We start from the raw sequence: 26,296 nt of genomic DNA, 5'->3' as shown, positions 1-26,296 counted from the left end.
GCGAATATCGCCTTGCCGGAAGAACTCAGACGGCGGCGGACTTCGCCTCCCGGGCCAGCGGCGTCTTGGCCCGCGCCACGGCGTGCTGCGCGGCGAGGTAGGCGAAGGTCAGGCCCGGCCCCAGGGTGATGCCCGGTCCCGGATAGGTGCCGCCCATGATCGAGTGCATGTCGTTGCCGACCGCGTAGAGGCCGTCGATCGGCGTATCGTCCTGGTCCAGCACGCGGGCGTCGGTATCGGTGGCGAAGCCGGTGGCGGCGCCGATGTCGCCGGGATAGAGGCGCACCGCGTAGAAGGGCGCGGTGCCGATCGGCCCGAGGTTGGGGTTGGGCTGCTGCGCCGCGTCGCCGTTGACCCGCTGGTAGTCGGTGGTGCCGCGCCGATAGTCGAGGTCGACGCCGCTGCGCGCGTAGTCGTTGATCCGGCGCACGCTGTCCTGCAGCCCGGCGGCGTCGATGCCCAGGCGCCCGGCCAGCTCGGCGAGGGTCGCGCCCGCGGTCAGGTAGCCGTCGGCGAGGAACGGCTTCAGCCCCTTGCCGCCCGGGCGCACCATGCCCAGGCCGTACTTGCGCAGGCCCTCGGCGTCGGTGACCAGATAGGCCGGCGCCACCCCGGCCTCGCGCATGCCGATGCCGAACAGGTGGTAGGAGGTGGACTCGTTGAGAAAGCGCTTCCCTTCGCGGTCGACGGTGATCATCCCCGGCTTGCCGCGGTCGAGGATGAAGTGCGGGAACGCCGCGGTGCTGCCGTCGGCGCGCCTGCGGATCGACACCGGCGCCCAGAAGGCATGGCTCAGTCCCGGCGCGCCGTAGCGCGCCCCCACCGCCTCGGCGAGGTCGTGGGCCTGGCCGGTGTGCCCCGGCGCCCCCGGGCACCACTGCGGATCGCTGCCCGGCAGCAGCGCCCGGCGCCGCTCGGGATGGCGGTTGAAGCCGCCGGAGGCGAGGATCACCCCGCCCTTGACGACGATCCGCCGCTTCACGTCCTTCTGCGTCACCTCGAGCGCCTCGATGCCGCCGGCGCCGCGCTGCAGGCGCTCGAGCCGGCATTCGATGAGCACCGGCACGCCGCGCGCGTCCAGCGAATGCAGGAGGCTGGCGATCAGCGCGTTGCCCATCACCAGGCGCGTGCCGCGCGGATGGCGCAGGCGGTCCAGGGCATGCCGGGAGAGCAGCTTGACCGCGTGGCGGAACGAGGCGAAGGAGCGGGTCAGCTTGAGCAGGTGGTTGACGTCGTCGCGGTCGATCATCATGCCGCCGAGCACGGTGAACTCGGGGATCGGCGGGCGTACCAGGCGAAAGCGCTCGCCGAGCAGCCGGCCGTCGAAGGGCAGCGGCTCCAGGGCGCGGCCGCGCAGGGTCGAGCCTTCGAGGTCGGAGATGTAGTCCGGGTGCAGCGGACGGGCGCGGTAGCGCACCGAGGTGCCGGTCTCGATGGCCCTGACCGCCTTCGGCCCGTTCTCCAGGAACACCCGGCGCAGCTCGGCGCGAGAACGCTCGCCGACTGCGAGATCGAGGTAGCCGCCGGCCTTGGCCAGGCTGTCGTCATGCACGCCGATCCCGGCGGCATGGTGGCTGCCCGGAATCCAGGTGGTGCCGGCGGAAAACGCCGTGGTGCCGCCGACGTACTCGGTCTTCTCCAGCAACAGCACCTTGGCGCCCTGCAGCGCGCCGAACAGCGCGGCCGACATGCCGGCGCCGCCGGCGCCGACGACGACGATGTCGAAGCTTTCGCCGTCCTGAATCTCTTGAAGGATCGTTCTCATTGTTAGGGTCTCCTGGCGGATCGGCAGCCGGGCGTCCGTACCTGGCACGCCAGACAGGCAAACGGGCTCATGCGTTTTTTGGAACTTCATTCCGAAAACTAATCAAATCCACAAAAGCATTCAAGAACGGAGTTCCATTTTCTTCAGGACAACGGCAGGCGCCCGCCGCGGCCTGGGCCGCCGGCGGCGAAGACGAGGAAGGAAAGGAGAAGTGCCGGGCGAACCGGCAGCGGAGGCGGGAACGGCGGACGACGGCGGCGGATCAGTCCTCGCGGTCGAAGACGTAGAACAGGTTCGGCTCGCTGACCATGTAGAGCCTGCCGTACTCGTCCAGGGCCACGCCCTCGCCCTGCGGGACGTTCTTCTCGAGTCCCGCGGAGCCGCGCCACAGGGAGCGCAGGCTGACCGTATCGCCCCGGCCGTCCAGCTCCACCAGCATCCGCGACTCGTCGCTGAGCAGGATCAGGTGGTCGCTGCTCTGGTCGTACTCCACCGAGGCCAGACCGGTGCCGACGAACTTCTCGTTCAGCCAGGCGGAGCGGTCGAGCACCTTGAGGTTGAAGTTGCCGGACAGACTGGCCTTGAACCCGCGGATCTCGTAGAGCTTGAGCGGCGCGCGCTCGGTGACCACGAACAGGCGGTCGCCGCGGCGGTCATAGGCGACGCCCTCGAAACCGCGGTTGTCGCCGTCGGGATTGTCGAAGCCCAGGGTCAGCGCCCGGTAGTCCTTGCGCACCAGGGCGCCGGGGCCGGTCGGCACCGGCACGGCGACCAGTGCCTGGTCGCGCTCCTCGGTGAACACCAGCAGGCCGCCGCCGAGGTAGGCCACACCCTCGACGTCCTTGAAGCCTTCGAGCGGATAGCGCGCCAGCACCTCGCCCTCGAGGCTCAGGGCGAGCAACTCTTCCGGGTTGTTGATCACCGCCCACAGGTGGTTGCGTTCGTCGTCGTAGCTCAGCCCGGAGAGGTTGTTGCGTACGCCGGCGACCGGCAGCGCCTCAAGGCGCACCTCGTAGTCCGACAGGCAGAAATCGGGACCCAGGGAGCAGGCCTCGAGCCAGGCGTTCTTCGCCCAGAAATACAGGCGCTCGTCGAATTGCCGGTCCTGCACCTGCTGCACCAGCAGCAGGCTCAGCAACAACGCGATCCAGATCCGTGGATGTATCATCGGCAGCCGTCCCAGCAAGCCCTTGGCAATCGCGATCATGGCGGTATGCTCGTAGCGAAACGAAATTGTGATGCAGTATGCATCGCCAGTACTGCAGATTTGCTAAGGCCATACTAACCAAAGGTTTATCGGCCGTCGCCTAACTTCAGGTCGCTTAGCCTATAGTTAGTCCGCCCCGTCGAAAGAATCCGAACCCCCGTGCCGAGCATGACCGGCCGCTCCACCGCCCGCTGGCTGCCCACGCCGCCATAGCGCTTCGCCCCCTCCTCCGACCTGCGCCCGCCGCAGGTGCCCGAGCGCCCGCTCGCCCTGCCGATGCGCCGCTCGTTTTGCTTGCCTGACGAAAAATCTTGCCGATCGACGCGTCCATTCCCGCCCGGGAAGGCTGCGTTTCTTTTTGTGTTCATTCGTTCCGACAGGAAAACTCCATGCTGAAATCCCTCAGAGACACCTGGCAGCTCAATGTCCGCGGCGATGTTCTCGCCGGCCTGGTGGTGGCCCTCGCGCTGATCCCCCGAGGCCATCGCCTTTTCCATCATCGCCGTGGGTCGATCCCAAGGTCAGCCTCTACGCCTCCTTCTGCATCGCCGTGGTCACCGCCTTCGCCGGCGGCCGGCCGGGGATGATCTCCGCGCCACCGGCGCCATGGCCCTGCTGATGATCACCCTGTATCCGCTGATACAGGTCCACCAACCTGGTCATACTCGCCACCGTCGCCGTGGTGGTGTACCCCCACAACCTGGCCTACGGCGTGCTGGTCGGCGTACTGCTGGCGGCGCTGTTCTTCGCCAACAAGGTCGGCCACTTCCTGCGCATCGACAGCACCAGCCGGGATAATGGCCATGCCCGCACCTACCGGGTGGTCGGCCAGGTATTCTTCAGCTCGTCGAGCAAGTTCGTCGCCGCCTTCGACTTCAAGGAAGTGCTGAACCGGGTCACCATCGACCTGTCCCATGCCCACTTCCGGGACATCACCGCAGTGGCCGCCCTGGACAAGGGGGTGCTCAAGCTCCGCCGCGAGGGGAGCGAGGTGACGGTGCTCGGCCTCAACGAGGCCAGCGCCACCATCGTCGACCGCTTTGCCGTGCACGACAAACCCGACGCCATCGACACCCTCATGGAACACTGAGAAAGGAGCCAACCCATGACTCGGATACTCGCCTGCATCGACGGCTCCGCCGCCACCGCCGCGGTCTGCGACTGGGCCATCTGGGCCAGCCGGCGCCTCGGCCGGCCGCTGACCTTCCTGCACGTGCTGGACCGCGAGCGCTACCCGGGTCCGGGCGACCTCAGCGGCGCCATCGGCCTGGGCAGCCGCGAACACCTGCTCGACGAGCTGGCCCGCCTCGACGAGCGGCGCGCCAAGGTGGCCCTGGAGCAGGGCCAGGCGGTACTGGAGGCGGCCCGCGACCGCGCCCTCGCCGCCGGCCTGGAGGCGCCGGAGCTTTGCCAGCGCCACGGCGACCTGGTCGAGACCCTCGTCGAGATGGCCGACGACCTCCGCCTGCTGGTGATCGGCCGCCAGGGCGAGGACAGCCGGCAGCAGGCCGGCCAGCCGATCGGCAGCCACCTGGAGAACGTGACCCGCGCCCTGGCCCGGCCGATCCTGGTCGCGCCGGACGACTTCAAGGCGCCGGACAGCCTGCTGCTCGCCTACGACGCCAGCCCGAGCGCCCGCCAGGCGGTGGACGCGCTGGCCGCCAGCCCGCTGTTCAAGGGCCTGCCGCTGCATCTGCTGATGGTCGGCGAGGACAACGCGCTGACCCGCACCGCGCTGCACGAGGCCCAGGCCCAGCTGGAGCTCGCCGGCTTCCTGGTGATTCCGGCGATCCGCGAGGGCAAGCTCGAACCGGTGCTGCACGCCTATCAGCAGGAGCGCGCCATCGACCTGCTGGCGATGGGTGCCTACGGCCATTCGCGGATTCGCCGCCTGCTGCTCGGCAGCACCACCCGCCACATGCTGCACCGGTCACGGACGCCACTCCTGCTGCTGCGCTGAAAGCGTCCGCCCGACGCGCTATCCTTGCCCGGCTTTTGCGGCCGCCCGCTCTACTCCGCCAGGGCGAGAGAGCCGGCGGCCCGGCACTTTTCTCGGTTCGGCAGGGGGATGCAATGCAAACGGAAAGCTTCTTCGAATGGCTCGGCGAGGCGGTGGGCGCGGCGCTCCGCCACCTCGTCGAGGGGCTGGGCGGACTATTCGGCTCGATCGCCCGGGCCGGCGCGTCCTTTCTCGAAGGCCTGTCGCGCACCCTCGGCATGAACCCCACGCTGCTCGGCTTCGTTGCCCTGGTCGTCGGCCTGGCGCTGCTGGCCGGCGGGGTGCGCGCGCTGCTCAAGCGCGCCTTCGTCAGCGGGGCGCTCTGCCTGCTGCTGGGACTCTGGGTGCTCAGCTGGCTGATCCAGTGAGCGCGAGCGCGCTGGCCGCAGCCTGGCGCCACGCGCCGACCCGGCGCCGGGTCCGGGCGCTGGCCGCGCCCATGGTCCTCTCCAACTTCTGCACGCCGCTGGTGACCCTGGTCGACAGCGCGGTGATCGGCCACCTGCCGCACGCCCACCAGCTCGGCGCGGTGGCGGTTGGCGGCAGCCTGTTCACCCTGCTGGCCTGGGCCTTCGGCTTCCTGCGCATGGGCACCACCGGCTTCGCTGCCCAGGCCTGCGGCCGCGCCGACGGCGCCGCGCTGCGCCAGGTGCTGCTGCAGAGCCTGCTGCTCGCCGCGGTCTTCGCCCTGCTGCTGGGCCTGCTGGCGTTGCCTTTCGGCGAACTCGCCCTCGGCCTGATGCAGCCCTCGGCGGCGCTCGATGCGCTGAGCCGCGAGTATTTCCACATCCGCCTGTTCGGCCTGCCGGCGGTACTGGCCAGCTACGCGCTGATCGGCTGGCTGCTCGGCGCGCAGAACGCCCGTGCGCCGCTGGCCATGCTGCTGCTCACCAGCCTGGGCAACGTGGCGCTCGACCTGTGGTTCGTCCTCGGCCTCGACTGGGGCGTGGCCGGCGCCGCCCGCGCCTCGGTGCTCGCCGAGTGGAGCGGCGCCCTGCTCGGCCTGGCGCTGGCCCGCCGGGCGCTGCGCCGGCATCCCGGCCGGCTGCCCTGGGACGCCCTGCGCCGCTGGGCGAGCTGGCGCCCGCTGCTGGCGGTGAACCGCGACATCTTCCTGCGCAGCCTGCTCCTGCAGCTGGTGTTCTTCCTGATCACCGTGCAGGGCGCCCGGCTCGGCGACGCCACGGTGGCGGCCAACGCCCTGCTGCTCAACGGCCTGCTGCTCACCGCCCACGCCCTGGACGGCCTGGCCCACGCCGTCGAGGCGCTGTGCGGGCACGCCATCGGCCGCCGCGACCGCGCCGCCCTGCAGCGGGCGCTGGCGGTCGCCGGCCTCTGGTCGCTGCTGGCCAGCCTGGGCTTTTCGCTGTTCTTCCTGAGCGGCGGCGCGCTGTTCGTCCGCCTGCAGACCGACATCCCGGCGGTGCGCGAACTGGCCGAGGCCTACCTGCCCTACCTCGCCGCGCTGCCGCCGGTCGCGGTGTGGAGCTACCTGCTCGACGGCCTGTTCATCGGCGCCACCCGCGCCCGCGAGATGCGCGACGCCATGCTGCTCGCCGTGGCCCTGGCGCTGCCGCTGGCCTGGCTGCTGCAGGGATTCGGCAACCACGGCCTGTGGCTGGCCTTCCTCGCCTTCATGGCGCTGCGCGCCCTGGCCATGGGCCTGTTCGCCCGGCGCCTGCTGGACGAGATCTGAGCGCTACCGCGCAGCGCTCAGCCCGACAGGTAGGACGAGCGCGTCAGCCCCAGGCGCAGGGCGTCCAGGTACTGGGCGCGCTCGCGGGCGCCGATGGGCGCGCCGGCCACCTTGTCGCGGTAGTAGGTCATCAGTTCCTCGGGCGACAGGTGCACGTAGCGCAGCATGTCCTCGATGGTGTCGTGGGTCTCGATGCCGGCGTGGTAGATGCGCCCGTCGGCGCGCTGGTAGACGTTCACCGAGTCGGTGTCGCCGAACAGGTTGTGCATGTCGCCGAGGATCTCCTGGTAGGCGCCGACCAGGAAGATGCCCAGGAAGTACTCCTCGCCCACGCGCAGCTCGTGCACCGGCAGGCTGGTCTCGATGCTCTGCTCGTCGACGTACTGCTTGATCTTGCCATCGGAGTCGCAGGTCAGATCCTGCAGCACGGCGCGGCGCAGCGGCTCCTCGTCGAGCCGGTCGAGCGGCAGGATCGGCAGCACCTGGCCGATCGCCCAGGTGTCCGGCAGGCTCTGGAACACCGAGAAGTTGCAGATGTACTTGTCCGCCAGCTTGTCGTTGAGTTCGTCGAGCACCTGGCGGTGCGAGCGCTGGCGGGCCTTCAGCGCATCGTGCAGGCGCCGGCAGAGCGCGTAGTAGCACTGTTCGGCGAGCGCCTTGTCGGCCAGCGACAGCTTGCCGTCGGCGTACTGGCGCGACAGCTCGCCGAGGTACTGGGTGGCGCGCCAGTAGGTTTCGGTGACCATCTCGTCGTCGGTCGGGCCGAGCAGCTCGACCAGCCAGCGCAGCGTTTCCGGCAGGCCGTCGGGGTCGGCGATCTCCGGCAGTTGGTCGTTGTGGCGCTCCACATCGGTGACCTGCACGACCAGGAGCGCGTGATGCGCGCTCAGCGCCCGGCCGCTCTCCGAGAAGATGTGCGGATGCGGCAGGCCCTGGGCATTGCAGAACTCCTGGAGCATGCCGACCACGGTGGCGGCGTAGTCGTCCATGTCGTAGTTGATCGAGCTGGGGTTGCGCGAGTGGGTGCCGTCGTAGTCGACGCCCAGACCGCCGCCGACGTCGACGTGGTCGACCGGCAGGCCGAGGGCGCGCAGCTCGCCGTAGTAGCGGATGGCCTCCCTGAAGCCGGCCTGGTAGTCGGCCAGGTTGGCGATCTGCGAGCCCATGTGGAAGTGCAGCAGGCGCACCCCCTGCTCCAGCCCGGCGCCGCGCAGGCGCTCGGTCACCCGCAGCAGCTGCGCCGCCGAGAGGCCGAACTTGGCCTTCTCGCCGCCGGTGTCGGCCCACTTCGAGGAAGCCAGCGAGGACAGCCGCACGCGCAGGCCGAGCTGCGGCACGATCTTGAGCTCGGCGGCCTCCTCGATGACCAGTTGCACCTCCGACTCCTTCTCGATGACGATGAACACCGAATGGCCGAGCTTCTGGCCGATCAGCGCCAGGCGGATGAATTCGCGGTCCTTGTAGCCGTTGCAGACGATGGTGCCGCCCTTCGGCGCCAGCGCCAGCACGGCGAGCAGTTCCGGCTTGGAGCCGGCCTCCAGGCCGATGGAGACGTTCGGCGTGGCGATGATGTTCTCCACCACCGCCTCCTGCTGGTTGACCTTGATCGGGTACAGCGCGGTGTAGCCGCTCTGGTAGTCGAGGCGCGCGATGTGCGCGTCGAAGGCGCCGGTCAGCTGGCGCACGCGGTCCTGCAGGATGTCCGGAAAGCGCACCAGCAGCGGCAGCGACAGGCCGGCCTCGCGCAGCTGGCCGAGCAGCTCGACGAGGTCGATGGGCTGGTCGGCGGCGCGGTTCAGCCACGCCTCCACATGGCCACGCTCGTTGATCGCGAAATAGCCGGCACCCCAGTGACGGATGCCGTAGACGGCGCGGCTGTCGGCCACGGTCCACTGGCTGCCGTCGTCCTTGCGTGTACGTCGTGCCATGGATTGCTCCTGTGCAGATGTCTGATACAGCCTAGCCGCCGGATTTCTTCGCCTTGAAGCCACGTTTGGCGAGTTCCTCGAGAAGCAGCTCGACGTGCTCGCCCTGGATCTCGATGACTCCGTCCTTGAGCGCGCCGCCGGTGCCGCAGCGGCGCTTCAGGGCGCTGGCCAGCTCCTTCAGCGCGTCGCCGGCCAGCGGCACGCCGCTGACGGTGGTCACCGTCTTGCCGCCGCGGCCCTTGCTCTCGCGGCGCACCCGGGCGATGCCGTCGCCGGCCGGCGCCTGGCTCTGGCTACAAACGCAGGCGGCGACCGGCTGGCCGCAGTCGGGACAGTGGCGACCGCTGTCGGTGGAATAGACCAGACCGCCCAGGGCGGCGAGTGAAGAGGCTTTCTTGGCCAAGGCTGGCTCCTCGGAAATGCGCGGAAAACGAGGGGCCAGTGTAGCGGCAAGCGTGTGAAATGCCGAAGACGGTGGCAGACGGCGGGTAGATGAACGCGCACTGCCATCCGCCCGCCCGTCGTCGCTCAGGCATTGCCCGCCAGCAGGTTCCCGCAGCTGCGGCCGCCGGCGTAGCAGTCCAGGTTGTGCAGGGTGGTTTCGGCGATCTCGCGCAGCGCCTCGACGGTGAAGAAGCCCTGGTGGCCGGTGACGATCACGTTGGGGAAGGTCATCAGCCGCGTGAAGACGTCGTCGTCGATGATGTCCGAGGAGCGGTCGTGGAAGAACAGCTGGCTCTCCTGCTCGTAGACGTCGATGGCCAGCGCCGAGAGGCGCCGCGACTTGAGCGCGGCGATCACCGCACGGGTGTCGATCAGGCCGCCGCGGGAAGTGTTGACCAGCATGGCGCCATGCTTGATCCGCGCCAGGCTGGCGGCACTGATCAGGTGCCGGGTGGCGTCGCTCAGCGGACAGTGCAGGCTGACCACGTCGGATTCGGCGAGCAGGACGTCGAGCGCCACGTACTCGCCGAGCGCGGCGAACTCGTCCGTCGGGTACGGATCGTAACCGAGCACCCGGCAGCCGAAGCCCTTGAGGATGCGCGCCGTGGCCAGGCCGATCTTGCCGGTGCCGACCACCCCCACGGTCTTGCCGTGCAGGTTGAAGCCGAGCAGGCCGTCGAGCATGAAATTGCCCTCGCGCACCCGGTTGTAGGCGCGGTGGGTATGCCGGTTGAGGGTCAGGATCAGGGCGATGGCGTGCTCGGCCACCGCCTCCGGCGAATAGGCCGGCACCCGGGCGACGAACAGCCCCAGCCGGCGGGCGGCCTCCAGGTCGATGTGGTTGAACCCCGCGCAGCGCAGCAGGATCGCCCGCACGCCGTAGCCGTGCAGGGTTTCCAGCACCGGCGCATCGAGCTGGTCGTTGACGAAGGCGCACACCGCCTCGCCGCCCTGGGCCAGCGCCACGGTCTGCAAGGACAGCGCGGCCTTCTGGTAGACCAGCTCGAAGCCGCGGGACACATAGTCGCGCTGCAGCACCTCGTCGAACGAGCGCTCGTCGTAGGGTTGCGCACTGAACATCACGATTTTCATGGGTGAAAGCTCCTGCCGTTCGACCGGCGCCGCCACTCCCGGCGGGCCGGCTGCTGTGGGAATCGTCGACAGTGTAGGGAGTCGGCGCGGGCGGGCGGATGCGCCGGGTCAAGGGGCGGGGAAGATCGCGAACGCTCAGGCCAGCCCGAGGTAACGGCGCAGCGCCTGCAGCGAATCCGGGCAGTAGGGACGCTCCAGGGCCTCGCCTAGGGCCGCGTGGGGCAGGATGAGACGGGCTTCCAGGACTTCCTCGGGCTGCAGCACCAGGGGGGCGTCGGAGATCGCCGAGAACACCGCGCACCACAGGCGGTTGTCCGGCTGGTCGAAGAAGAAGCGGCCGTGCTCGCGCAGTTCCACGCCGGCGATGCCGAGCTCCTCCTCCAGTTCGCGGGCGGCGGACTCGCCGTATTCCTCCCCGGCCTGCACCATGCCGCCGGCGGCCACATCCCAGTAGCCGGGATAGATCGCCTTGCTCAGGGTGCGCCGGTGCACGCAGAGCTGCCCGGCGCCGTTGAACAGCAGGATGAAGGTACCGCGGCCGATCAGTCCGCGTTCGCGCAGCTCGGCGCGGGGCAGCGCGCCGAGCGGGCGATCGTCGGTGTCGACCCAGGCGACCCGTTCGGCGTCGGAGGCGGCCCGGTGGGCCGCCTCCCGTGCGGAGATGGCCATCAGCCCTGGGAAAGCAGCGCGCGCAGGTCGATCAGCGCGGCGTTGGCCCGAGAGATGAAGTTGGCCATCACCAGCGAGTGGTTGGCCAGCACGCCGTAGCCGCCGCCGTTCAGCACCATCGGACTCCACAGCGGCTCCTGCGCCGCCTCCAGCTCGCGGATGATCTGCTGGAGGCTGACGGTGGCGTTCTTGCGCGCCAGCACGTCGCCGAAGTCCACCTCGATGGCGCGCAGGAAGTGCGACAGCGCCCAGGCCTGGCCGCGGGCCTCGTAGAACACGTTGTCGATCTGCAGCCAGGGCGTCTCGATGACTTCCCCCTGCTGGGTCTGGCCGGTCGCTTCGTCGGGCACCAGGTCGGAATCCAGACGCTCCTGGCCGATACTCGCCGAGAGCCGCTGGGAGAGCGAGCCGAGACGGGTGGAGACGTCGCCCAGCCAGCCGCTCAGGTTGTCGGCGCGGGCGAAGAATTGCGCGCCGGGCTTGGCCGGGTCGCCCAGGCGCGCCAGGTAGCTGTCGAGCAGCTTGAGGCCGGCGCGGTATTCGGTTTCGGAAGCCGGCAGCGCCCAGCTGCGGTTGTCGAAGTTGAAGCGCGGCTCGGCCTTGGCCAGGTCGGTATCCTCGGTGGACTGCGACTGCGAGCGGGCCATTTCCTTGCGCAGCGAGCGCGCCAGATCGCGCACCTGGACCAGCACGCCGAATTCCCAGTTGGGCATGTTGTCCAGCCAGATGCCGGGCGGAGACAGGTCGTTGGTCAGATAGCCGCCGGGCTTGTCGAGCAGGGTGCCGGCCACGGCCCTCAGGGTCTCGACGGTGGTGTAGCCCTTGACGAACTTGCGCTGCGCCTGCTCGGCAGCGGTCTGGGCGTTCTCCTGTACCGGGAAGGCATCCGGCTCCAGGCTCCAGTACCAGCCGAGCAACCCGGTCACCAGCAGGTAGAGGGCGAGCAGCAGCGCCAGGGCGCGGCCCAGCCAGTGGTTGCCGACGACACGCCGCAGGGCGCTGTCGGCCCCACCGTACGCACGACTTGCGCTTTCTTTCCAGTCCAGCATGGCAAAATCCTTCGTGATTCGAAAAGTCGGCGGGCCCTCGGGCTCGCCGCGCAAGCCTAGCACTAATGGGCAGAGCACCGGGACAGGGCGGCGCCGCACCGGCCTGCGACCAAGGTGGCGCTTGCCGCGCGCCGCGCCATGGCCTGCAGCGCTTCGCCGCCTCCGGTATCATCCGGCCCTTTGTATTTCTGCACGTTTCTGCGAGAACGCCATGCGCCGCCTGCTGCTGCCCCTGCTCCTGCTGCTGCTCGCCCTGCCCGCCGCCGCCGGCCTGTTCGACAGCCGGCCGGGTTCCACGCTGGGCGGACTGGACAACCGCGGCGACTTCCTGCCGGTCCGCGAGGCCTTCCGCCTGAGCCTGGTTGAGAGCACGCCGCAGGCCGTGCGGCTGCGCTTCGTCGCCGCCGAGGGCTACTACCTGTACCGCCAGCGCCTGCAGTTCCGCACCGACGCGCCCGGGGTCGCGCTCGGCGCGCCCCGCCTGCCGGCCGGGCAGCTCAAGAACGACGAGTACTTCGGCGAGACGGAGGTCTACTACGGCGTGCTCGACGTCGAGCTGCCCGTGGACAACCCGGACGGCCAGCCCTTCGGCCTGCAGGTCGGCTACCAGGGCTGCGCCGACAAGGGGCTCTGCTACCCGCCGGAAACCGAACGGCTGCAGATCGGCGGCGCCGGAGTTTCTGAGGCGGGCGTCTCGAGCGGGGCCGCCCCGAGCGCCAATACGACGGCCCGGAGCTGGCGAGAGCTGGCGCTGTTCTTCCTCGCCGGCCTCGGCCTGACCTTCACCCCCTGCGTGCTGCCGATGCTGCCGATCCTCTCCGGCGTGGTGCTGCGCGGCGAGATCGGCGGTGCGCGCGGCTTGGTCCTGTCGCTGGCCTACGTGCTGCCGATGGCCGCCTGCTTCGCCGTGCTCGGCGCGCTGATGGGGCTGTTCGGCGCCGAGCTGAACCTGCAGGCGCGCCTGCAGTCGCCCTGGGTGCTGGCGCCCTTCGCGCTGTTCTTCGTGGTGTTCGCCCTGGCCATGTTCGGGGTCTACGAGCTGCGTCTGCCGCAGGCGCTCGGCGCCCCGCTGGAGCGGCTCGCCGGGCAGACCCGCGGCGGCTCGCTGTGGGGCGCCGCCGCCCTCGGCGTGCTGTCCAGCCTGCTGGTCTCGCCCTGCGTCTCCGCCCCGCTGGCCGGCGCGCTGCTCTATATCAGCTCGAGCGGCGATGCCCTCGGCGGCGGCCTGAAGCTCCTTGCCCTGGGGCTCGGCATGGGCGCGCCGCTGGTGCTGTTCGCCACCGGCGGCGGCGCCCTGCTGCCGAAGAGCGGTCCGTGGATGCTCGCGGTGCGCAATGCCTTCGGCGTGCTGCTGCTGGCGGTCGCCGTGTGGCTGCTCGAGCGGGTGCTGCCCGGCCCGCTGGCGCTGGCCCTGTGGGGTCTGCTGGCGGCGGGGGTGGCGCTGTTTCTCGGCACGCTGGAGTTCACCGAGAAGAACCACCGGCAGAAGCTCGGCCAACTGGCCGGGCTGGTCCTGCTGGTCTATGCCCTGGCCAGCTGGACCGGCGCGCTGCGCGGCGAGTCCGATCCGCTGCGCCCGCTGGGCAGCGCGCCGCTGTCCGTCACACCCGCCGCGCAGGCCGCCGGCGCCTGGCGGACCGTCAGCGCACCGGAGGATCTGGACGCTGCCCTGGCCGAGGCGAAGCACGCCGGCCAGCCCTTGCTGCTCGACTGGTATGCGGACTGGTGCATCAGCTGCAAGGTGATCGAGCGCGAGGTGTTCGCCGCCCCGCAGGTCACCGCGCAGCTCGGCGACTACCGGCTGATCCGCTTCGACATCACCGCCGGCACCCCGGCGCAGCGTGCGCTGCTGGACCGCTACCGGCTGTTCGGCCCGCCGGCGATCCAGTTCTTCGCCGCCGACGGCACGGAACGCGAGGCGCTGCGGGTGGTCGGCGAGATCGACGCCGCGGCGTTTGCGCAACGCCTGCGGGAAAGTCAATCCCAGCACTGATCCTGCAGGACATCTACGATTAGTCGCAGGTAATATGCGGCAAATTCCGGTTAAAATGCCCGGCTGAAGGTCCCGACGGAACGGCGCCCCAGCCAACCCGCCGTCTGCGGGACGGGCCGGCCCGTTGCCGAGCCCCATCACTCAGTACGCAAGGACAACAACCGACATGGCCACCCTACTGGTGCTGCACGGCCCCAACCTCAATCTGCTGGGTACCCGCGAGCCCGGCGTGTATGGCGCCACCACTCTCGAGCAGATCAACCAGGACCTGGAGCGGCGCGCCAGCGAGGCCGGCCATCGCCTGCTGCACCTGCAGAGCAACGCCGAGCACGTGCTGATCGAGCGCATCCATGCCGCCCGGCTGGAGAATGTGGACTACATCATCTTCAATCCGGCGGCTTTCACCCATACAAGTGTCGCCCTGCGTGACGCATTGCTGGCAGTGAGCATCCCATTCACCGAGGTGCACCTGTCCAACGTGCACAAGCGCGAGCCCTTCCGCCATCACTCCTACTTTTCCGACATCGCCGTAGGAGTGATCTGCGGCCTGGGCGCCAGTGGCTACCGTCTGGCCCTGGAGGCCGCCCTCGAACAACTTGAACGTCCCTGATTCGCACCCGGAGTTATTTCGAATGGATATCCGCAAAGTCAAGAAACTGATCGAACTGCTGGAAGAGTCCGGTATCGACGAGCTGGAGATTCGCGAAGGCGAAGAATCGGTTCGCATCAGCCGCCACTCCAAGAACGCTCCGCAGCCGATGTATGCCGCACCGCCGATGGCGGCCATGCCTGCCGCCATGCCCGCCCCGGCCATCGCCGCCGCTGCGCCGGCCGAAGCCGCCGCGCCGGCGGCTCCCAAGCTGAACGGCCATGTGGTCCGCTCGCCGATGGTCGGTACCTTCTACCGCTCGCCGTCGCCGAGCGCTCCCTCCTTCGTCCAGATCGGCCAGAGCGTGAAGAAGGGCGACATCCTGTGCATCGTCGAAGCCATGAAGATGATGAACCACATCGAGGCTGAAGTCGGCGGCGTCATCGAAGCCATCCTGGCGGAAAACGGTCAGCCGGTAGAGTACGACCAGCCGCTGTTCACCATCGTTTGAACCGCGGAGACCCTGCGATGTTGGAAAAAGTCCTGATCGCCAACCGTGGCGAGATCGCCCTGCGCATCCTGCGCGCCTGCAAGGAGCTGGGGATCAAGACGGTGGCTGTGTACTCCACGGCCGACCGCGAGCTGATGCACCTGGGCCTCGCCGACGAGACCGTGTGCATCGGTCCGGCCCCGGCGACCAAATCCTACCTGCACATCCCGGCCATCATCGCCGCCGCCGAGGTTACCGGCGCGAACGGAATCCACCCGGGCTACGGCTTCCTCGCCGAGAACGCCGACTTCGCCGAGCAGGTGGAGAAATCCGGCTTCGCCTTCATCGGCCCGACCGCCGAGGTGATCCGCCTGATGGGCGACAAGGTCTCGGCCAAGAACGCCATGAAGCAGGCCGGCGTGCCCACCGTGCCCGGCTCCGACGGTCCGCTGCCGGAAGACGAGGAGACCGCCCTGGCCATCGCCCGGCAGGTCGGTTATCCGGTGATCATCAAGGCCGCCGGCGGCGGCGGCGGGCGCGGCATGCGCGTGGTGCGCAAGGAAGAGGACCTGATCAAGTCGGCGCGACTGACCCGCACCGAGGCCGAGGCCGCCTTCGGCAACGGCATGGTCTACCTGGAGAAGTTCCTGGAGAACCCGCGCCACGTGGAAGTGCAGGTGCTGTCCGACGGACAGGGCCATGCCATCCACCTGGGCGACCGCGACTGCTCGCTGCAGCGCCGCCACCAGAAGGTCCTGGAAGAAGCCCCGGCACCGGGCATCGACCCGCAGGCCCGTGCCGAGGTGCTGGACCGCTGCGTGCGCGCCTGCATCGAGATCGGCTACCGTGGCGCCGGCACCTTCGAGTTCCTCTACGAGGACGGCCGCTTCTACTTCATCGAGATGAACACCCGCGTGCAGGTGGAGCACCCGGTCACCGAGATGGTCACCGGCATCGACATCGTCAAGGAGATGCTGCTCATTGCCGGCGGCGAGCCGCTGTCGATCCGCCAGGAGGACGTGGTGATCCGCGGCCATGCGCTGGAGTGCCGGATCAACGCCGAAGACCCGGCGACCTTCATGCCCAGCCCGGGCAAGGTCAAGCACTTCCACGCCCCGGGCGGCAACGGCATCCGCGTCGACTCGCACCTCTACAGCGGCTATGCGGTACCGCCGAACTACGACTCGCTGATCGGCAAGCTGATCGCCTACGGCAAGGATCGCGACGAGGCCATGGCGCGCATGCGCAATGCCCTGGACGAGATCGTCGTCGACGGCATCAAGACCAATGTGCCGCTGCACCGCGAGCTCACCCGCGATCCTGGCTTCTGCCAGGGCGGCGTGAACATCCACTACCTGGAAAAGAAACTGGGTCTGGACAAGCACTGAGCCACGCGCCGGCGCACCATGATGGGGGCCGCCTTCGGGCGGCCCCTGTCGTTTCCGCTGCAACGATGATCGCAGGCTGGAACACTCGCGCCGGGATTTTCCACCAGACTCCCTGCACCGGCGGTGGAAAAGACTACGGTCGTTTTCCACCCTACCGCCCCACACTGGCAGAGCCTCCGCCCCTCCAGTAAGCTTGCGCGCCTTTCCGCCCATTCCCGAAGAGGCCTCCCCCATGCCCTGGCTGCAAATCCGTCTCGCCATCACCCCCGACCAGGCCGGTGCGCTGGAAGATCAGCTGCTCGAGCTGGGCGCGGTCTCGGTGACCTTCATGGACGCCGAGGACCAGCCGATCTTCGAGCCGGACCTCGGCACCACCCCGCTCTGGTCGCACACCCACCTGCTGGCGCTGTTCGAGGCCGACACCGACGCAGACGCCCTGCTCGCCCACCTGCGCCTGCTGCGCGGCGGCGAGCTGCCCGAGCACCAGGTCGAACGCATCGAAGACCAGGACTGGGAGCGCAGCTGGATGGACAACTTCCAGCCGATGCGCTTCGGCCGCCGCCTGTGGATCGTGCCGAGCTGGCACCAGGCGCCGGAACCCGAGGCGGTCAACCTGCTGCTCGACCCCGGCCTCGCCTTCGGCACCGGCACCCACCCGACCACCGCATTGTGCCTGGAATGGCTGGACGGCCAGGAACTGGCCGGCTGCAACGTGCTGGACTTCGGCTGCGGCTCGGGCATCCTCGCCATCGCCGCACTGCTGCTCGGCGCCGAACGGGCGGTCGGCACCGACATCGACCCGCAGGCGCTGGAGGCCTCGCGCGACAACGCCACGCGCAACGGCATCGACCCGGCACGCTTTCCGCTCTACCTGCCGGCCGAGCTGCCGCAGCAGCCGGCCGAGGTGGTGGTGGCCAACATCCTCGCCGGCCCCCTGGTGCAACTGGCGCCGCAGATCACCTCGCTGGTCAAACCGGGCGGCCGCCTGGCGCTGTCCGGCATCCTCGCCGAACAGGCCGAGGAAGTGCGTGCCGCCTATGCCGATGCCTTCGCCCTCGACCCCACGGCGGAGAAGGATGGCTGGGTACGTATCAGCGGCGTACGGCGCTGATTTCCTGCTTCCCGGGTCCACTGGCTGCGCCAGGGGCTGGCATCGCTTGCCTCCACGATTGCGTTGCCGCGTGGAAACAATCGACGCCAAGCCCTAGACTACCGTCCCGTTCAGTCCAGACCGCCGACTGCCGGCTTGCCGCATGACAGATACCTTCGCCACCCAGTGCCCGCACTGTCAGACCCGCTTCCGCATCAACCGCGCGCAGCTCGACGCCGCCCGCGGCGCGGTGCGCTGCGGCTCCTGCCTACAGGTGTTCAACGCCGCCAAGCACCTCGTCGAGCACCCGGCCCCACCTCCGCCCGCAGCCAGCGAAGCGCCGACCGTCGGCACTGCCCCGGCCTGCCCGCCGGCTGCCGAGCGCCCGCCGGCGCCCCACTGGGACTACGACGAGCTCGACCTGGGCGATCTGGACCTGGATACCCTCGACCTGGACGAGGAGCTGGCCAAGCTGGAAAGCCAGGAGCGCCAGCTGATGGCGCGCCTGCAGAGCGCCGACGCCACGCCCCCGGCGCCGCGGCCCACCGCACCTGCACCTGCACCTGCACCCGCCCGACCGCGCCAGGAACCCGTCGAACCGCTGCTGCCGCCGACCGGCAGCCTGCTGGTCACACCAAGCGGCCCGGGCGAGCGCGCCGAACCGACCCTGACCCTGAAACCGCCCGTCGCGGACGACAAGCCGGCCCGTCCCGCGCCGCCCGCGCCGCCCGCTTCCCGGGAAGCGCCCGCCGCCCCGCCCGGGCCGCGCCAGCCGTCGCCCGCCAGCCCGCTGCAGCGCAGCGAGCCGGAGCGTCCCGAGGAAGGCCTGCTCGAGCTGGCCGACGAGCCCCTCCGCCTGGAATGGCGGAAGCCGCGCCAGTCCTGGGGCCGCCGCCTCGGCTGGATCGCCCTGAACCTGCTCGCGATCGGCGCGCTGGCGGGCCAGTACGTCTGGTTCCACTACGACGAACTGGTCCGCCAGGACCGCTACCGGCCCTGGTTCGAGCGCCTGTGCCCCACCCTCGGCTGCAGCCTGCCGCCGCTGGTCGACATCGGCCAGATCAAGAGCAGCAACCTGGTGGTGCGCCACCACCCCGACTTCGCTGGCGCCCTGGCGGTGGATGCGATCCTCTATAACCGCGCCGCCTTCGCCCAGCCCTTCCCGCTGCTCGAGCTGCGCTTCGCCGACATCAACGGCCAACCCGTCGCCACCCGGCGCTTCAAGCCCAGCGAGTATCTGAGCGGCGAACTGGCCGGGCAGCAGGAAATGCCGCCGCAGACGCCGATCCATATCTCCCTGGAGATTCTCGACCCCGGCACACAGGCGGTGAATTACAGCCTAAGCTTTCACTCTCCGGAGTGACACTGCTGCCTGGAGGGTAGCCATCAGGCTGCCCGCCGGTCGTGGGTGCTTGCCTGTCTGCTGTTCATATTTTGTGCAGAACAGCCTTTATCCATTCATGGAGAGCAGGTATCATGCCCACCCTTTTTTTGCGGTCCCCGTTCGACCTGAAACCCGTCTCCAGCAGGGAAGACCTATGTCGGCGGTACGTATCGGCCCCTACACTTTGCCCAACCGACTGATCCTGGCGCCCATGGCCGGTGTCACCGATCGGCCGTTTCGCGCGCTGTGCCGCCGGCTCGGCGCCGGCATGACGGTCTCGGAAATGCTCACCAGCGACGTTCGCCTGTGGAACAGCCGCAAGTCCCGCCTGCGCCTGCCGCACGAGGACGAGCCGGAGCCGCGCTCGGTGCAGATCGCCGGCGGCGACCCGCAGATGCTCGCCGAGGCGGCCCGCCGCAACGTCGAGCTGGGCGCACAGATCATCGACATCAACATGGGCTGTCCGGCGAAGAAGGTCTGCAACAAGGCCGCCGGCTCGGCGCTGATGAAGAACGAGGCGCTGGTCGCCGAGATCCTCCAGGCGGTGGTGGCCGCCGTCGAGGTGCCGGTGACCCTGAAGATCCGCACCGGCTGGGACCATGCCAACCGCAACGGGGTCAGCGTGGCCCGGCTCGCCGAACAGGCCGGCATCGCCGCCCTCGCCGTGCACGGACGGACCCGTGCCGACCTGTACAGTGGCGCGGCCGAATACGACACCATCGCCGCGATCAAGCAGGCGGTTTCGATCCCGGTGTTCGCCAACGGCGACATCGACTCGCCGGAGAAGGCCCGCCGGGTGCTCGATGCCACCGGCGCCGATGGCCTGCTGATCGGCCGCGCCGCCCAGGGGCGGCCATGGATCTTCCGCGAGATCGAGCACTACCTGCAAACCGGCGAGCGCCTGCCGGCGGTGACGGCTGCAGAGGTGGAACCCGTTCTGCTCGAGCACCTGGCCGCGTTGCACTGTTTCTACGGGGAGGAGCTGGGCGTGCGCATCGCCCGCAAGCACGTCGGCTGGTACCTGGCGACCCTGCCCGGCGCACGGGAATTTCGCACCCAGTTCAACCGCTTGGATACCACGGACGCGCAGAGCGCCCAGGTTCGGCGATTCTTCGCCGAACCTCACGAAGACGGAGATGGGGTGGCCGCATGACGACGACGACCGAGACTTTAGAGAGTGGAACGACACCCGTGAGTGACAACGCCAATCTGAAACAGCACCTGAACACGCCGAGCGAGGCGGGCCAGACGCTGCGCGACAGCGTGGAGAAGGCGCTGCGCAATTACTTCGCCCATCTTGAGGGCGCTGCCGTCACGGATGTCTACAACCTGGTGCTCTCCGAAGTGGAGGCTCCCCTGCTGGAAACCGTGATGCACTACGTCAAGGGCAACCAGACCAAGGCCTCCGAACTGCTCGGCCTGAACCGCGGCACCCTGCGCAAGAAGCTCAAGCAGTACGACCTGCTGTAACCCTATCCGTCCGAAACGGGAGCGGCAGGGCCGCTCCCGTTTCCATTCACTCCTGTCCTGATGGAACCCGAGATGACCGACCAGACCACCCGCCTTCCCGTCCGCCGCGCGCTGATCAGCGTGTCCGACAAGACCGGCGTCGTCGACTTCGCCCGTGAGCTCGCCGCCCTCGGCGTCGAGATCCTCTCCACCGGCGGCACCTTCAAGCTGCTGCGCGACAACGGCGTCAATGCCGTGGAAGTGGCCGACTACACCGGTTTCCCGGAAATGATGGACGGCCGGGTGAAGACCCTGCATCCGAAGATCCACGGCGGCATCCTCGGCCGCCGCGACCTCGACGGTGCGGTCATGGCCGAGCACGGCATCGCGCCGATCGACCTGGTCGCCGTCAACCTCTACCCGTTCGCCGCCACCGTGGCCAAGCCCGGCTGCAGCCTGCCCGAGGCCATCGAGAACATCGACATCGGCGGCCCGACCATGGTCCGCAGCGCGGCCAAGAACCACAAGGACGTCGCCATCGTGGTCAACGCCGGCGACTACGGTGCCATCGTCGAATCCCTGAAGAACGGCGGCCTGACCTATGCCCAGCGCTTCGACCTGGCGCTCAAGGCCTTCGAGCACACCGCCGCCTACGACGGCATGATCGCCAACTACCTGGGCACCATCGACCAGCAGGCCGAGACCCTGTCGACCGAAGGCCGCGTCGAGTTCCCGCGCACCTTCAACAGCCAGTTCCTCAAGGCGCAGGACATGCGCTACGGCGAGAACCCGCACCAGAGCGCGGCCTTCTACGTCGAGGCCAACCCGGCCGAGGCCAGCGTGGCCACCGCGCGCCAGCTGCAGGGCAAGGAGCTGTCCTACAACAACGTGGCCGACACCGACGCCGCGCTGGAGTGCGTGAAGAGCTTCGTCAAGCCGGCCTGCGTGATCGTCAAGCACGCCAACCCGTGCGGCGTGGCCGTGGTCCCGGAGAACGAGGGCGGCATCCGCAAGGCCTACGACCTGGCCTATGCCACCGACAGCGAATCGGCCTTCGGCGGCATCATCGCCTTCAACCGCGAGCTGGACGGTGAAACCGCCAAGGCCATCGTCGAGCGCCAGTTCGTCGAGGTGATCATCGCCCCTAGCGTGTCCGCCGAGGCCCGCGAAGTGCTGGCGGCCAAGGCCAACGTGCGCCTGCTCGAGTGCGGCCAGTGGCCAGCCGAGCGCATCAATGGTCTGGACTACAAGCGCGTCAACGGCGGCCTGCTGGTGCAGAGCCGCGACATCGGCATGATCAGCGAAGCCGATCTCAAGGTGGTGACTAAGCGCGCGCCGACCGAGCAGGAGATCCACGACCTGATCTTCGCCTGGAAGGTGGCCAAGTTCGTCAAGTCCAACGCCATCGTCTACGCCAGGAACCGCCAGACCGTCGGCGTCGGCGCCGGCCAGATGAGCCGCGTCAACTCCGCGCGCATCGCCGCGATCAAGGCCGAGCACGCCGGCCTGCCGGTCGCGGGCGCGGTGATGGCCTCGGACGCCTTCTTCCCCTTCCGCGACGGCATCGACAACGCGGCCAAGGCCGGCATCAGCGCGGTGATCCAGCCGGGCGGTTCGATGCGCGACAACGAGGTGATCGCCGCGGCCGACGAAGCGAACATCGCCATGGTGTTCACCGGCATGCGCCACTTCCGTCACTAAGAACTGATCGTACCCACGCTCTGCGTGGGCACGCAGCCCGGGACGCTCCGCGTCCCAAGGCATCGGACGCAGAGCGTCCACAGCGACATTCCCACGCAGAGCGTGGGAACGATCACATGAGGCTTGAAATATGAACGTACTGATCATCGGCAGCGGCGGCCGCGAGCACGCCCTGGCCTGGAAAGTGGCGCAGGATCCGCGCGTCGGGAAGGTCTTCGTCGCCCCGGGCAACGCCGGCACCGCCCTTGAGGCCAAGTGCGAGAACGTCGCCATCGACGTGCTGGCCCTCGAGCAGTTGGCCGACTTCGCCGCCGCCAACGTGCAACTGACCATCGTCGGCCCGGAAGCGCCGCTGGTGAAAGGCGTGGTCGACCTGTTCCGCGCCCGCGATCTCGCCATCTTCGGCCCGACCGCCGGCGCCGCCCAGCTGGAAGGCTCCAAGGCCTTCACCAAGGACTTCCTGGCCCGCCACGCCATCCCCACCGCCGCCTACCGGAACTTCACCGAGGTCGAACCGGCGCTGGCCTACCTGCGCGAGCAGGGCGCGCCGATCGTGGTCAAGGCCGACGGCCTGGCCGCCGGCAAGGGCGTGATCGTCGCCATGAGCCTGGCCGAAGCCGAGGAAGCGGTGCGCGACATGCTCTCCGGCAACGCCTTCGGCGACGCCGGCGCGCGCGTGGTGATCGAGGAGTTCCTCGACGGCGAGGAAGCCAGCTTCATCGTCATGGTCGACGGCGAGAACGTGCTGCCGATGGCCACCAGCCAGGACCACAAGCGCGTCGGCGACGGCGACAGCGGCCCGAACACCGGCGGCATGGGCGCCTACTCCCCGGCCCCGGTGGTCACCGCCGCGGTGCACCAGCGGGTGATGGACGAGATCATCTACCCGACCGTGCGCGGCATGGCCGCCGAGGGCAACGTCTACACCGGCTTCCTGTACGCTGGCCTGATGATCGACAAGAGCGGCGCGCCCAAGGTTATCGAGTTCAACTGCCGCTTCGGCGACCCGGAAACCCAGCCGATCATGGTGCGCCTGGAGTCCTCCCTGGTGCTGCTGGTCGAGGCCGCGCTGGCCAGGGCGCTGGACAAGGTCGAGGCGACCTGGGACCCGCGACCGACCGTGGGCGTGGTGCTGGCCGCCGGCGGCTACCCGGGCGACTATGCCAAGGGTGAGGTGATCGAGGGCCTCGACGAGGCTGCCAAGCTCGACGGCAAGGTGTTCCACGCCGGCACCGCGCTGAAGGACGGCCAGATCGTCACCAGTGGCGGGCGCGTGCTGTGCGCCACCGCCATCGGCGCGAGCGTGTCCGACGCCCAGCGGCAGGCCTACCGCCTGGCCGAAAAGATCCGCTGGAACGGCTGCTTCTACCGCAAGGACATCGGCTACCGCGCGATTGCCCGCGAGGGCTGAGGCCTGCGCCCGGTCCCGGCAAACGACCCGATGCAGCGAACAGGCCATCGGACGATAGCTTTTTGCTTGTTACCTTGCTTCAGGCCATTGGTTATAATTTGGCCACTCACTCTGGAAGGGACTTCGTCGTGCGCCGGCCTTGGAATGCCACAACGCTCATAATCGGTCTGCTGCTGGTCGTGCTTGCGGCCTTGCCGACCTTGGCGGGCAGCCTGCTGCGCTCGGGCGAGACCGCCATGCCAAATGGCGACTGGCGGATCCTCCTCGACGAGTCGGCCAGCCTGACGCTGAAGGATGTCATCGAGCGGCGCGACCACTTCGCCCCGCTCGCCCACCACTCCCTCACCCTGCCGGCCGACCAGGCCGCCTGGCTGCATCTGCCCGTCGCCGGCCACGACGATCCCCGCTGGATCTGGGTGCTCGCCCCGCGGGTGGACCGGGTCGACTTCTTCCTGACCAACCGGGGCGCCCCCGAACGCCGGGTCGAAACCGGGGCAATGCCCCTGAACGGCCTGGCCACCGCCGAACAGGCCCACCTCTTCACCCTGCCGGCAGACCAGACAGCGCGCGAGGTCTGGCTGCGCCTGGCCCCCCGGCAGGCTGCACCGGCCTGGTTCGACCACATCGATACGGCCGGCCTGCTGGACAAGAGCAAGCTGGCCTACGCGCTGGGCGCCCTGCTCAGCGCCCTGGCCCTGGGGATGCTCTACAACCTGATCCGCTTCGGCTACAACAAGGCGATCTGCAATCTCTGGCTGGCGGCCATGCAGGGCGCACTCCTGATCAGCGCCATCGCGCATTTCGGCCTGCTCCGTGCCTGGCTGCCGTCGCTCGGGGCATACCAGATACCGGTGGCGGACATCGCCGCCCTGCTCAGCTTCCTCTTCCTGCTGCAGTTCACCTGCAGCTTCTTCGACCAGGTGGAGCGTCCGCGCCTGCTCGACTGGCTGCTGCGCGGCGAGGTCGCCGTGCTGGCACTGGCCGCCGTGCTCGACGGCCCGTCGCCGCAGGACGGACTGCGCAGCGGCCTGATCCTGCTCGCCAGCCTGACCGCGACGGCCTGCGCGTTCTACCACTGGCTGCGCGGCTATCGCCCGGCACGCCTGGTGCTGGTCGGGATGCTGCTCTTCCACCTGGGCTTCAGCGCCTATCTGTCGATGCTGCTGGACTACAGCCAGTTCGGCCCCTGCTGGCAGGTCCTCGCGCTGTTCGCCTTCAGCGCCGCCAGCGGCCTGGTGCTCGGCTTCGCCCTGGCCGAGCGGCAGCGCAAGATCGAGCAGGACCGCGCCGCCTGGCGTACCAGCGAGGCGGCGAGCAGCGCGGAACTGCGCGCCAAGAGCGAATTCCTGGCCAAGCTCAGCCACGAGATCCGCACGCCGATGAACGGCGTTCTGGGCATGACCGAGCTGCTGCTGGGTACCCCGCTGACCGCCAAGCAGTACGACTACGTGCAGACCATCAACAGCTCGGGCAACGAGCTGCTCAGCCTGATCAACGACATCCTCGACATCTCCCGCCTGGAGTCCGGGCAGATCGAGCTGGACGAGGTGTCGTTCGACCTCAACGGCCTGATCGAGGATTGCCTGGGCATCTTCCGCGCCAAGGCGGAAAGGCGCCGCGTCGAGCTGATCAGCTTCGTCCAGCCGCAGGTGCCACGGCTGGTCAAGGGCGATCCGACGCGTCTGCGTCAGATCCTGCTGACCCTGATCGACAATGCCTTCCGGCAGACCGACGAAGGGGAAATCCTCCTCAAGGTGTCCCTGGAAACCGAGGGCTCGCAGCCGCGCCTGCACATCGCCGTGCAGGACAGCGGCCAACCCATGCCGGAGAGCCGCCGCGAAGCCCTGCTGCACAGCGAACTGCAGAGCCAAGACCTGCTCTCCGCGGCGCAGATCGACGGCAGCTTGGGCTTGGTCATCGCCCGCCAGCTCGTCCTGTTGATGCAGGGGCATTACGGTATCGACATCGGCCCCGACACGGGCAGCACGATCTGGCTGTCGCTGCCGCTCGATCCCGCCAGCCTGGAGCGCCCGGCCGCCGACCTGAACGGTCCGCTGCAGGACGCCCGCCTGCTGGTGGTGGACGACAACGACACCTGCCGCAAAGTCCTCCTGCAGCAGTGCGGCGCCTGGGGCATGAAGGTCAGCGCGGTATCCTCCGGCAAGGAGGCCCTGGCCCTGCTGCGCACCAAGGCCCACCTGGGGGAATACTTCGACGCGGCGCTGCTCGACCAGAACATGCCCGGCATGAGCGGCCTGCAGCTGGCGCAGCGGATCAAGGAAGACCCCGGCCTGAACCACGACATCCTGCTGATCATGCTGACCGGCCTCAGCGATGCGCCGGGACGGATCTTCGCCCGCAACGCCGGCATCACCTGCAGCCTGGCCAAGCCGGTGGCCGGCTACACGCTGAAGACCACCCTCGCCGACGAGCTCGGCAAGCGCCGCGACGCCCGTCCGCCGGCCAGCGGCCTGACGGAGAACGCGCCCCTGGAAGTGCCGGGCGACTTCCGCATCCTGGTCGCCGAGGACAACAGCATCTCCACCAAGGTCATCCGCGGCATGCTGCGCAAGCTCAACCTGCAGCCGGACACCGCCAGCAACGGCGAGGAAGCCCTGCAGGCGATGAAGGCCCGGCAGTACGACCTGGTGCTGATGGACTGCGAGATGCCGGTGCTCGACGGCTTCGCCGCCACCGAGCAGCTGCGCGCCTGGGAAGCCCGCGAATGTCGCCCGCACACGCCGATCGTCGCGCTCACCGCGCACATCCTCAGCGAGCACCGCGACCATGCCCAGCGGGTCGGCATGGACGGTCACCTGGCCAAGCCGGTGGAGCTGTCCCAGCTGCGCGCCCTGATCGAGCAGTGGGTCGAGCGCAAGGAAAGCTACCGCCACGCCCTCCATCCCTGATTGACCGGCCGGTGCAGACGCCGGGCGGCGGCCTGCTAGAATG

The 26,296-nt window shown here is 69.0% G+C and carries 23 protein-coding genes and 1 pseudogene; 15 read left to right on the top strand and 9 right to left on the bottom strand.

Annotation, left to right across the window (positions count from 1 at the left end; all coding sequences use genetic code 11):
- Positions 1-25 precede the first annotated feature (25 nt).
- The 4 genes from EV691_RS03040 to EV691_RS24110 form a co-directional block, all read right to left on the bottom strand.
- Positions 26-1,765 (bottom strand): FAD-dependent oxidoreductase, encoded by a 1,740-nt coding sequence (locus tag EV691_RS03040; RefSeq protein WP_131298911.1) that lies wholly within the window; start codon positions 1,763-1,765, stop codon positions 26-28.
- Positions 1,766-2,027: 262 nt separating this feature from the next.
- A complete protein-coding gene (locus tag EV691_RS03035; RefSeq protein ID WP_131298912.1) occupies positions 2,028-2,972 on the bottom strand; it encodes an SdiA-regulated domain-containing protein in 945 nt (314 codons plus the stop codon).
- An 86-nt stretch (positions 2,973-3,058) separates the two neighbouring features.
- A complete protein-coding gene (locus EV691_RS23235; RefSeq protein WP_165496564.1) occupies positions 3,059-3,472 on the bottom strand; it encodes a hypothetical protein in 414 nt (137 codons plus the stop codon).
- Positions 3,473-3,500: 28 nt separating this feature from the next.
- Complete coding sequence (locus EV691_RS24110; protein WP_278250239.1) at positions 3,501-3,635, bottom strand: hypothetical protein; 135 nt, start codon at positions 3,633-3,635, stop codon at positions 3,501-3,503.
- Between EV691_RS24110 and EV691_RS03025 the strand changes: the two are divergent.
- The 4 genes and pseudogenes from EV691_RS03025 to EV691_RS03010 form a co-directional block, all read left to right on the top strand.
- Positions 3,619-4,062 (top strand): annotated as a pseudogene (locus tag EV691_RS03025) (STAS domain-containing protein); the annotation flags it as partial. The gene EV691_RS24110 and the pseudogene EV691_RS03025 overlap by 17 nt on opposite strands.
- Positions 4,063-4,077: 15 nt before the next feature.
- The gene (locus tag EV691_RS03020; protein WP_131298914.1) at positions 4,078-4,932 is read left to right on the top strand and encodes a universal stress protein; all 855 of its coding nucleotides are present in this window, start codon (positions 4,078-4,080) and stop codon (positions 4,930-4,932) included.
- Positions 4,933-5,045: 113 nt separating this feature from the next.
- Entirely contained in the window at positions 5,046-5,339 is a 294-nt protein-coding gene (locus EV691_RS03015; RefSeq protein ID WP_131298915.1) for a hypothetical protein, read from the top strand.
- Positions 5,336-6,667 (top strand): MATE family efflux transporter, encoded by a 1,332-nt coding sequence (locus EV691_RS03010; RefSeq protein ID WP_207390215.1) that lies wholly within the window; start codon positions 5,336-5,338, stop codon positions 6,665-6,667. The genes EV691_RS03015 and EV691_RS03010 overlap by 4 nt, the downstream gene beginning before the upstream one ends.
- A gap of 17 nt (positions 6,668-6,684) precedes the next feature.
- Here EV691_RS03010 and speA read toward each other — a convergent pair whose 3' ends face one another.
- The 5 genes from speA to EV691_RS02985 all read right to left on the bottom strand — a co-directional run bounded on the left by speA (position 6,685) and on the right by EV691_RS02985 (position 11,849).
- Entirely contained in the window at positions 6,685-8,595 is a 1,911-nt protein-coding gene (speA, locus tag EV691_RS03005; RefSeq protein ID WP_131298916.1) for an arginine decarboxylase, read from the bottom strand.
- Between the two features lie 31 nt (positions 8,596-8,626).
- Positions 8,627-8,998, bottom strand: a complete 372-nt coding sequence (locus EV691_RS03000; RefSeq protein ID WP_131298917.1) for a translation initiation factor Sui1 — start codon at positions 8,996-8,998, stop codon at positions 8,627-8,629.
- 125 nt (positions 8,999-9,123) lie between these two features.
- Entirely contained in the window at positions 9,124-10,131 is a 1,008-nt protein-coding gene (locus EV691_RS02995; protein WP_131298918.1) for a 2-hydroxyacid dehydrogenase, read from the bottom strand.
- 135 nt (positions 10,132-10,266) lie between these two features.
- The gene (locus tag EV691_RS02990) at positions 10,267-10,800 is read right to left on the bottom strand and encodes an NUDIX hydrolase (protein WP_131298919.1); all 534 of its coding nucleotides are present in this window, start codon (positions 10,798-10,800) and stop codon (positions 10,267-10,269) included.
- Positions 10,800-11,849, bottom strand: a complete 1,050-nt coding sequence (locus EV691_RS02985) for a DUF2333 family protein (protein ID WP_131298920.1) — start codon at positions 11,847-11,849, stop codon at positions 10,800-10,802. Before EV691_RS02985 ends, EV691_RS02990 begins: the two co-directional genes overlap by 1 nt.
- A gap of 211 nt (positions 11,850-12,060) precedes the next feature.
- On the opposite strand from EV691_RS02985, the gene EV691_RS02980 reads away from it, so the two are divergent.
- The 11 genes from EV691_RS02980 (at position 12,061) to EV691_RS02925 (ending at position 26,253) form a co-directional block, all read left to right on the top strand.
- The gene (locus EV691_RS02980; RefSeq protein WP_131298921.1) at positions 12,061-13,842 is read left to right on the top strand and encodes a protein-disulfide reductase DsbD; all 1,782 of its coding nucleotides are present in this window, start codon (positions 12,061-12,063) and stop codon (positions 13,840-13,842) included.
- A 166-nt stretch (positions 13,843-14,008) separates the two neighbouring features.
- Positions 14,009-14,452 (top strand): type II 3-dehydroquinate dehydratase, encoded by a 444-nt coding sequence (aroQ, locus tag EV691_RS02975; protein ID WP_131298922.1) that lies wholly within the window; start codon positions 14,009-14,011, stop codon positions 14,450-14,452.
- 22 nt (positions 14,453-14,474) lie between these two features.
- Complete coding sequence (gene accB, locus EV691_RS02970) at positions 14,475-14,942, top strand: acetyl-CoA carboxylase biotin carboxyl carrier protein (protein WP_131298923.1); 468 nt, start codon at positions 14,475-14,477, stop codon at positions 14,940-14,942.
- 17 nt (positions 14,943-14,959) lie between these two features.
- Positions 14,960-16,309 carry an acetyl-CoA carboxylase biotin carboxylase subunit gene (gene accC / locus EV691_RS02965; RefSeq protein WP_039806035.1) on the top strand — a complete coding sequence of 450 codons (1,350 nt, stop codon included), beginning with the start codon at positions 14,960-14,962 and terminating at the stop codon, positions 16,307-16,309.
- 232 nt (positions 16,310-16,541) lie between these two features.
- Positions 16,542-17,420 (top strand): 50S ribosomal protein L11 methyltransferase, encoded by an 879-nt coding sequence (gene prmA / locus EV691_RS02960; protein ID WP_131298924.1) that lies wholly within the window; start codon positions 16,542-16,544, stop codon positions 17,418-17,420.
- Positions 17,421-17,562: 142 nt separating this feature from the next.
- Entirely contained in the window at positions 17,563-18,762 is a 1,200-nt protein-coding gene (locus tag EV691_RS02955; RefSeq protein WP_131298925.1) for a DUF3426 domain-containing protein, read from the top strand.
- A 175-nt stretch (positions 18,763-18,937) separates the two neighbouring features.
- Entirely contained in the window at positions 18,938-19,936 is a 999-nt protein-coding gene (gene dusB / locus EV691_RS02945) for a tRNA dihydrouridine synthase DusB (protein WP_131298926.1), read from the top strand.
- Complete coding sequence (fis, locus tag EV691_RS02940) at positions 19,933-20,253, top strand: DNA-binding transcriptional regulator Fis (protein WP_039806039.1); 321 nt, start codon at positions 19,933-19,935, stop codon at positions 20,251-20,253. Before dusB ends, fis begins: the two co-directional genes overlap by 4 nt.
- Positions 20,254-20,325: 72 nt before the next feature.
- Entirely contained in the window at positions 20,326-21,933 is a 1,608-nt protein-coding gene (gene purH / locus EV691_RS02935; RefSeq protein ID WP_131298927.1) for a bifunctional phosphoribosylaminoimidazolecarboxamide formyltransferase/IMP cyclohydrolase, read from the top strand.
- A gap of 130 nt (positions 21,934-22,063) precedes the next feature.
- Positions 22,064-23,344, top strand: a complete 1,281-nt coding sequence (purD, locus tag EV691_RS02930; protein ID WP_131298928.1) for a phosphoribosylamine--glycine ligase — start codon at positions 22,064-22,066, stop codon at positions 23,342-23,344.
- A gap of 128 nt (positions 23,345-23,472) precedes the next feature.
- Positions 23,473-26,253, top strand: coding sequence for a hybrid sensor histidine kinase/response regulator (locus EV691_RS02925; protein WP_131298929.1), 2,781 nt, complete (start codon positions 23,473-23,475; stop codon positions 26,251-26,253).
- The last annotated feature ends 43 nt before the right edge of the window (positions 26,254-26,296 follow it).

The organism is Azotobacter chroococcum, assembly GCF_004339665.1.
GTDB lineage: Bacteria > Pseudomonadota > Gammaproteobacteria > Pseudomonadales > Pseudomonadaceae > Azotobacter > Azotobacter chroococcum.
This window is presented reverse-complemented; position numbering and strand designations above follow the sequence as displayed.

Coding starts and splice junctions, on each gene's coding strand:
- accC (WP_039806035.1), top strand. CDS start 14,960: ATGTTGGAAAAAGTCCTGATCGCCAACCGTGGCGAGATCGCCCTGCGC.
- EV691_RS23235 (WP_165496564.1), bottom strand. CDS start 3,472: ATGATGGAAAAGGCGATGGCCTCGGGGGATCAGCGCGAGGGCCACCAC.
- purH (WP_131298927.1), top strand. CDS start 20,326: ATGACCGACCAGACCACCCGCCTTCCCGTCCGCCGCGCGCTGATCAGC.
- EV691_RS03035 (WP_131298912.1), bottom strand. CDS start 2,972: ATGATCGCGATTGCCAAGGGCTTGCTGGGACGGCTGCCGATGATACAT.
- EV691_RS03015 (WP_131298915.1), top strand. CDS start 5,046: ATGCAAACGGAAAGCTTCTTCGAATGGCTCGGCGAGGCGGTGGGCGCG.
- purD (WP_131298928.1), top strand. CDS start 22,064: ATGAACGTACTGATCATCGGCAGCGGCGGCCGCGAGCACGCCCTGGCC.
- accB (WP_131298923.1), top strand. CDS start 14,475: ATGGATATCCGCAAAGTCAAGAAACTGATCGAACTGCTGGAAGAGTCC.
- prmA (WP_131298924.1), top strand. CDS start 16,542: ATGCCCTGGCTGCAAATCCGTCTCGCCATCACCCCCGACCAGGCCGGT.
- EV691_RS02980 (WP_131298921.1), top strand. CDS start 12,061: ATGCGCCGCCTGCTGCTGCCCCTGCTCCTGCTGCTGCTCGCCCTGCCC.
- EV691_RS02985 (WP_131298920.1), bottom strand. CDS start 11,849: ATGCTGGACTGGAAAGAAAGCGCAAGTCGTGCGTACGGTGGGGCCGAC.
- EV691_RS02955 (WP_131298925.1), top strand. CDS start 17,563: ATGACAGATACCTTCGCCACCCAGTGCCCGCACTGTCAGACCCGCTTC.
- EV691_RS02990 (WP_131298919.1), bottom strand. CDS start 10,800: ATGGCCATCTCCGCACGGGAGGCGGCCCACCGGGCCGCCTCCGACGCC.
- EV691_RS03040 (WP_131298911.1), bottom strand. CDS start 1,765: ATGAGAACGATCCTTCAAGAGATTCAGGACGGCGAAAGCTTCGACATC.
- EV691_RS02995 (WP_131298918.1), bottom strand. CDS start 10,131: ATGAAAATCGTGATGTTCAGTGCGCAACCCTACGACGAGCGCTCGTTC.
- aroQ (WP_131298922.1), top strand. CDS start 14,009: ATGGCCACCCTACTGGTGCTGCACGGCCCCAACCTCAATCTGCTGGGT.
- speA (WP_131298916.1), bottom strand. CDS start 8,595: ATGGCACGACGTACACGCAAGGACGACGGCAGCCAGTGGACCGTGGCC.
- dusB (WP_131298926.1), top strand. CDS start 18,938: ATGTCGGCGGTACGTATCGGCCCCTACACTTTGCCCAACCGACTGATC.
- EV691_RS03020 (WP_131298914.1), top strand. CDS start 4,078: ATGACTCGGATACTCGCCTGCATCGACGGCTCCGCCGCCACCGCCGCG.
- fis (WP_039806039.1), top strand. CDS start 19,933: ATGACGACGACGACCGAGACTTTAGAGAGTGGAACGACACCCGTGAGT.
- EV691_RS24110 (WP_278250239.1), bottom strand. CDS start 3,635: ATGACCAGGTTGGTGGACCTGTATCAGCGGATACAGGGTGATCATCAG.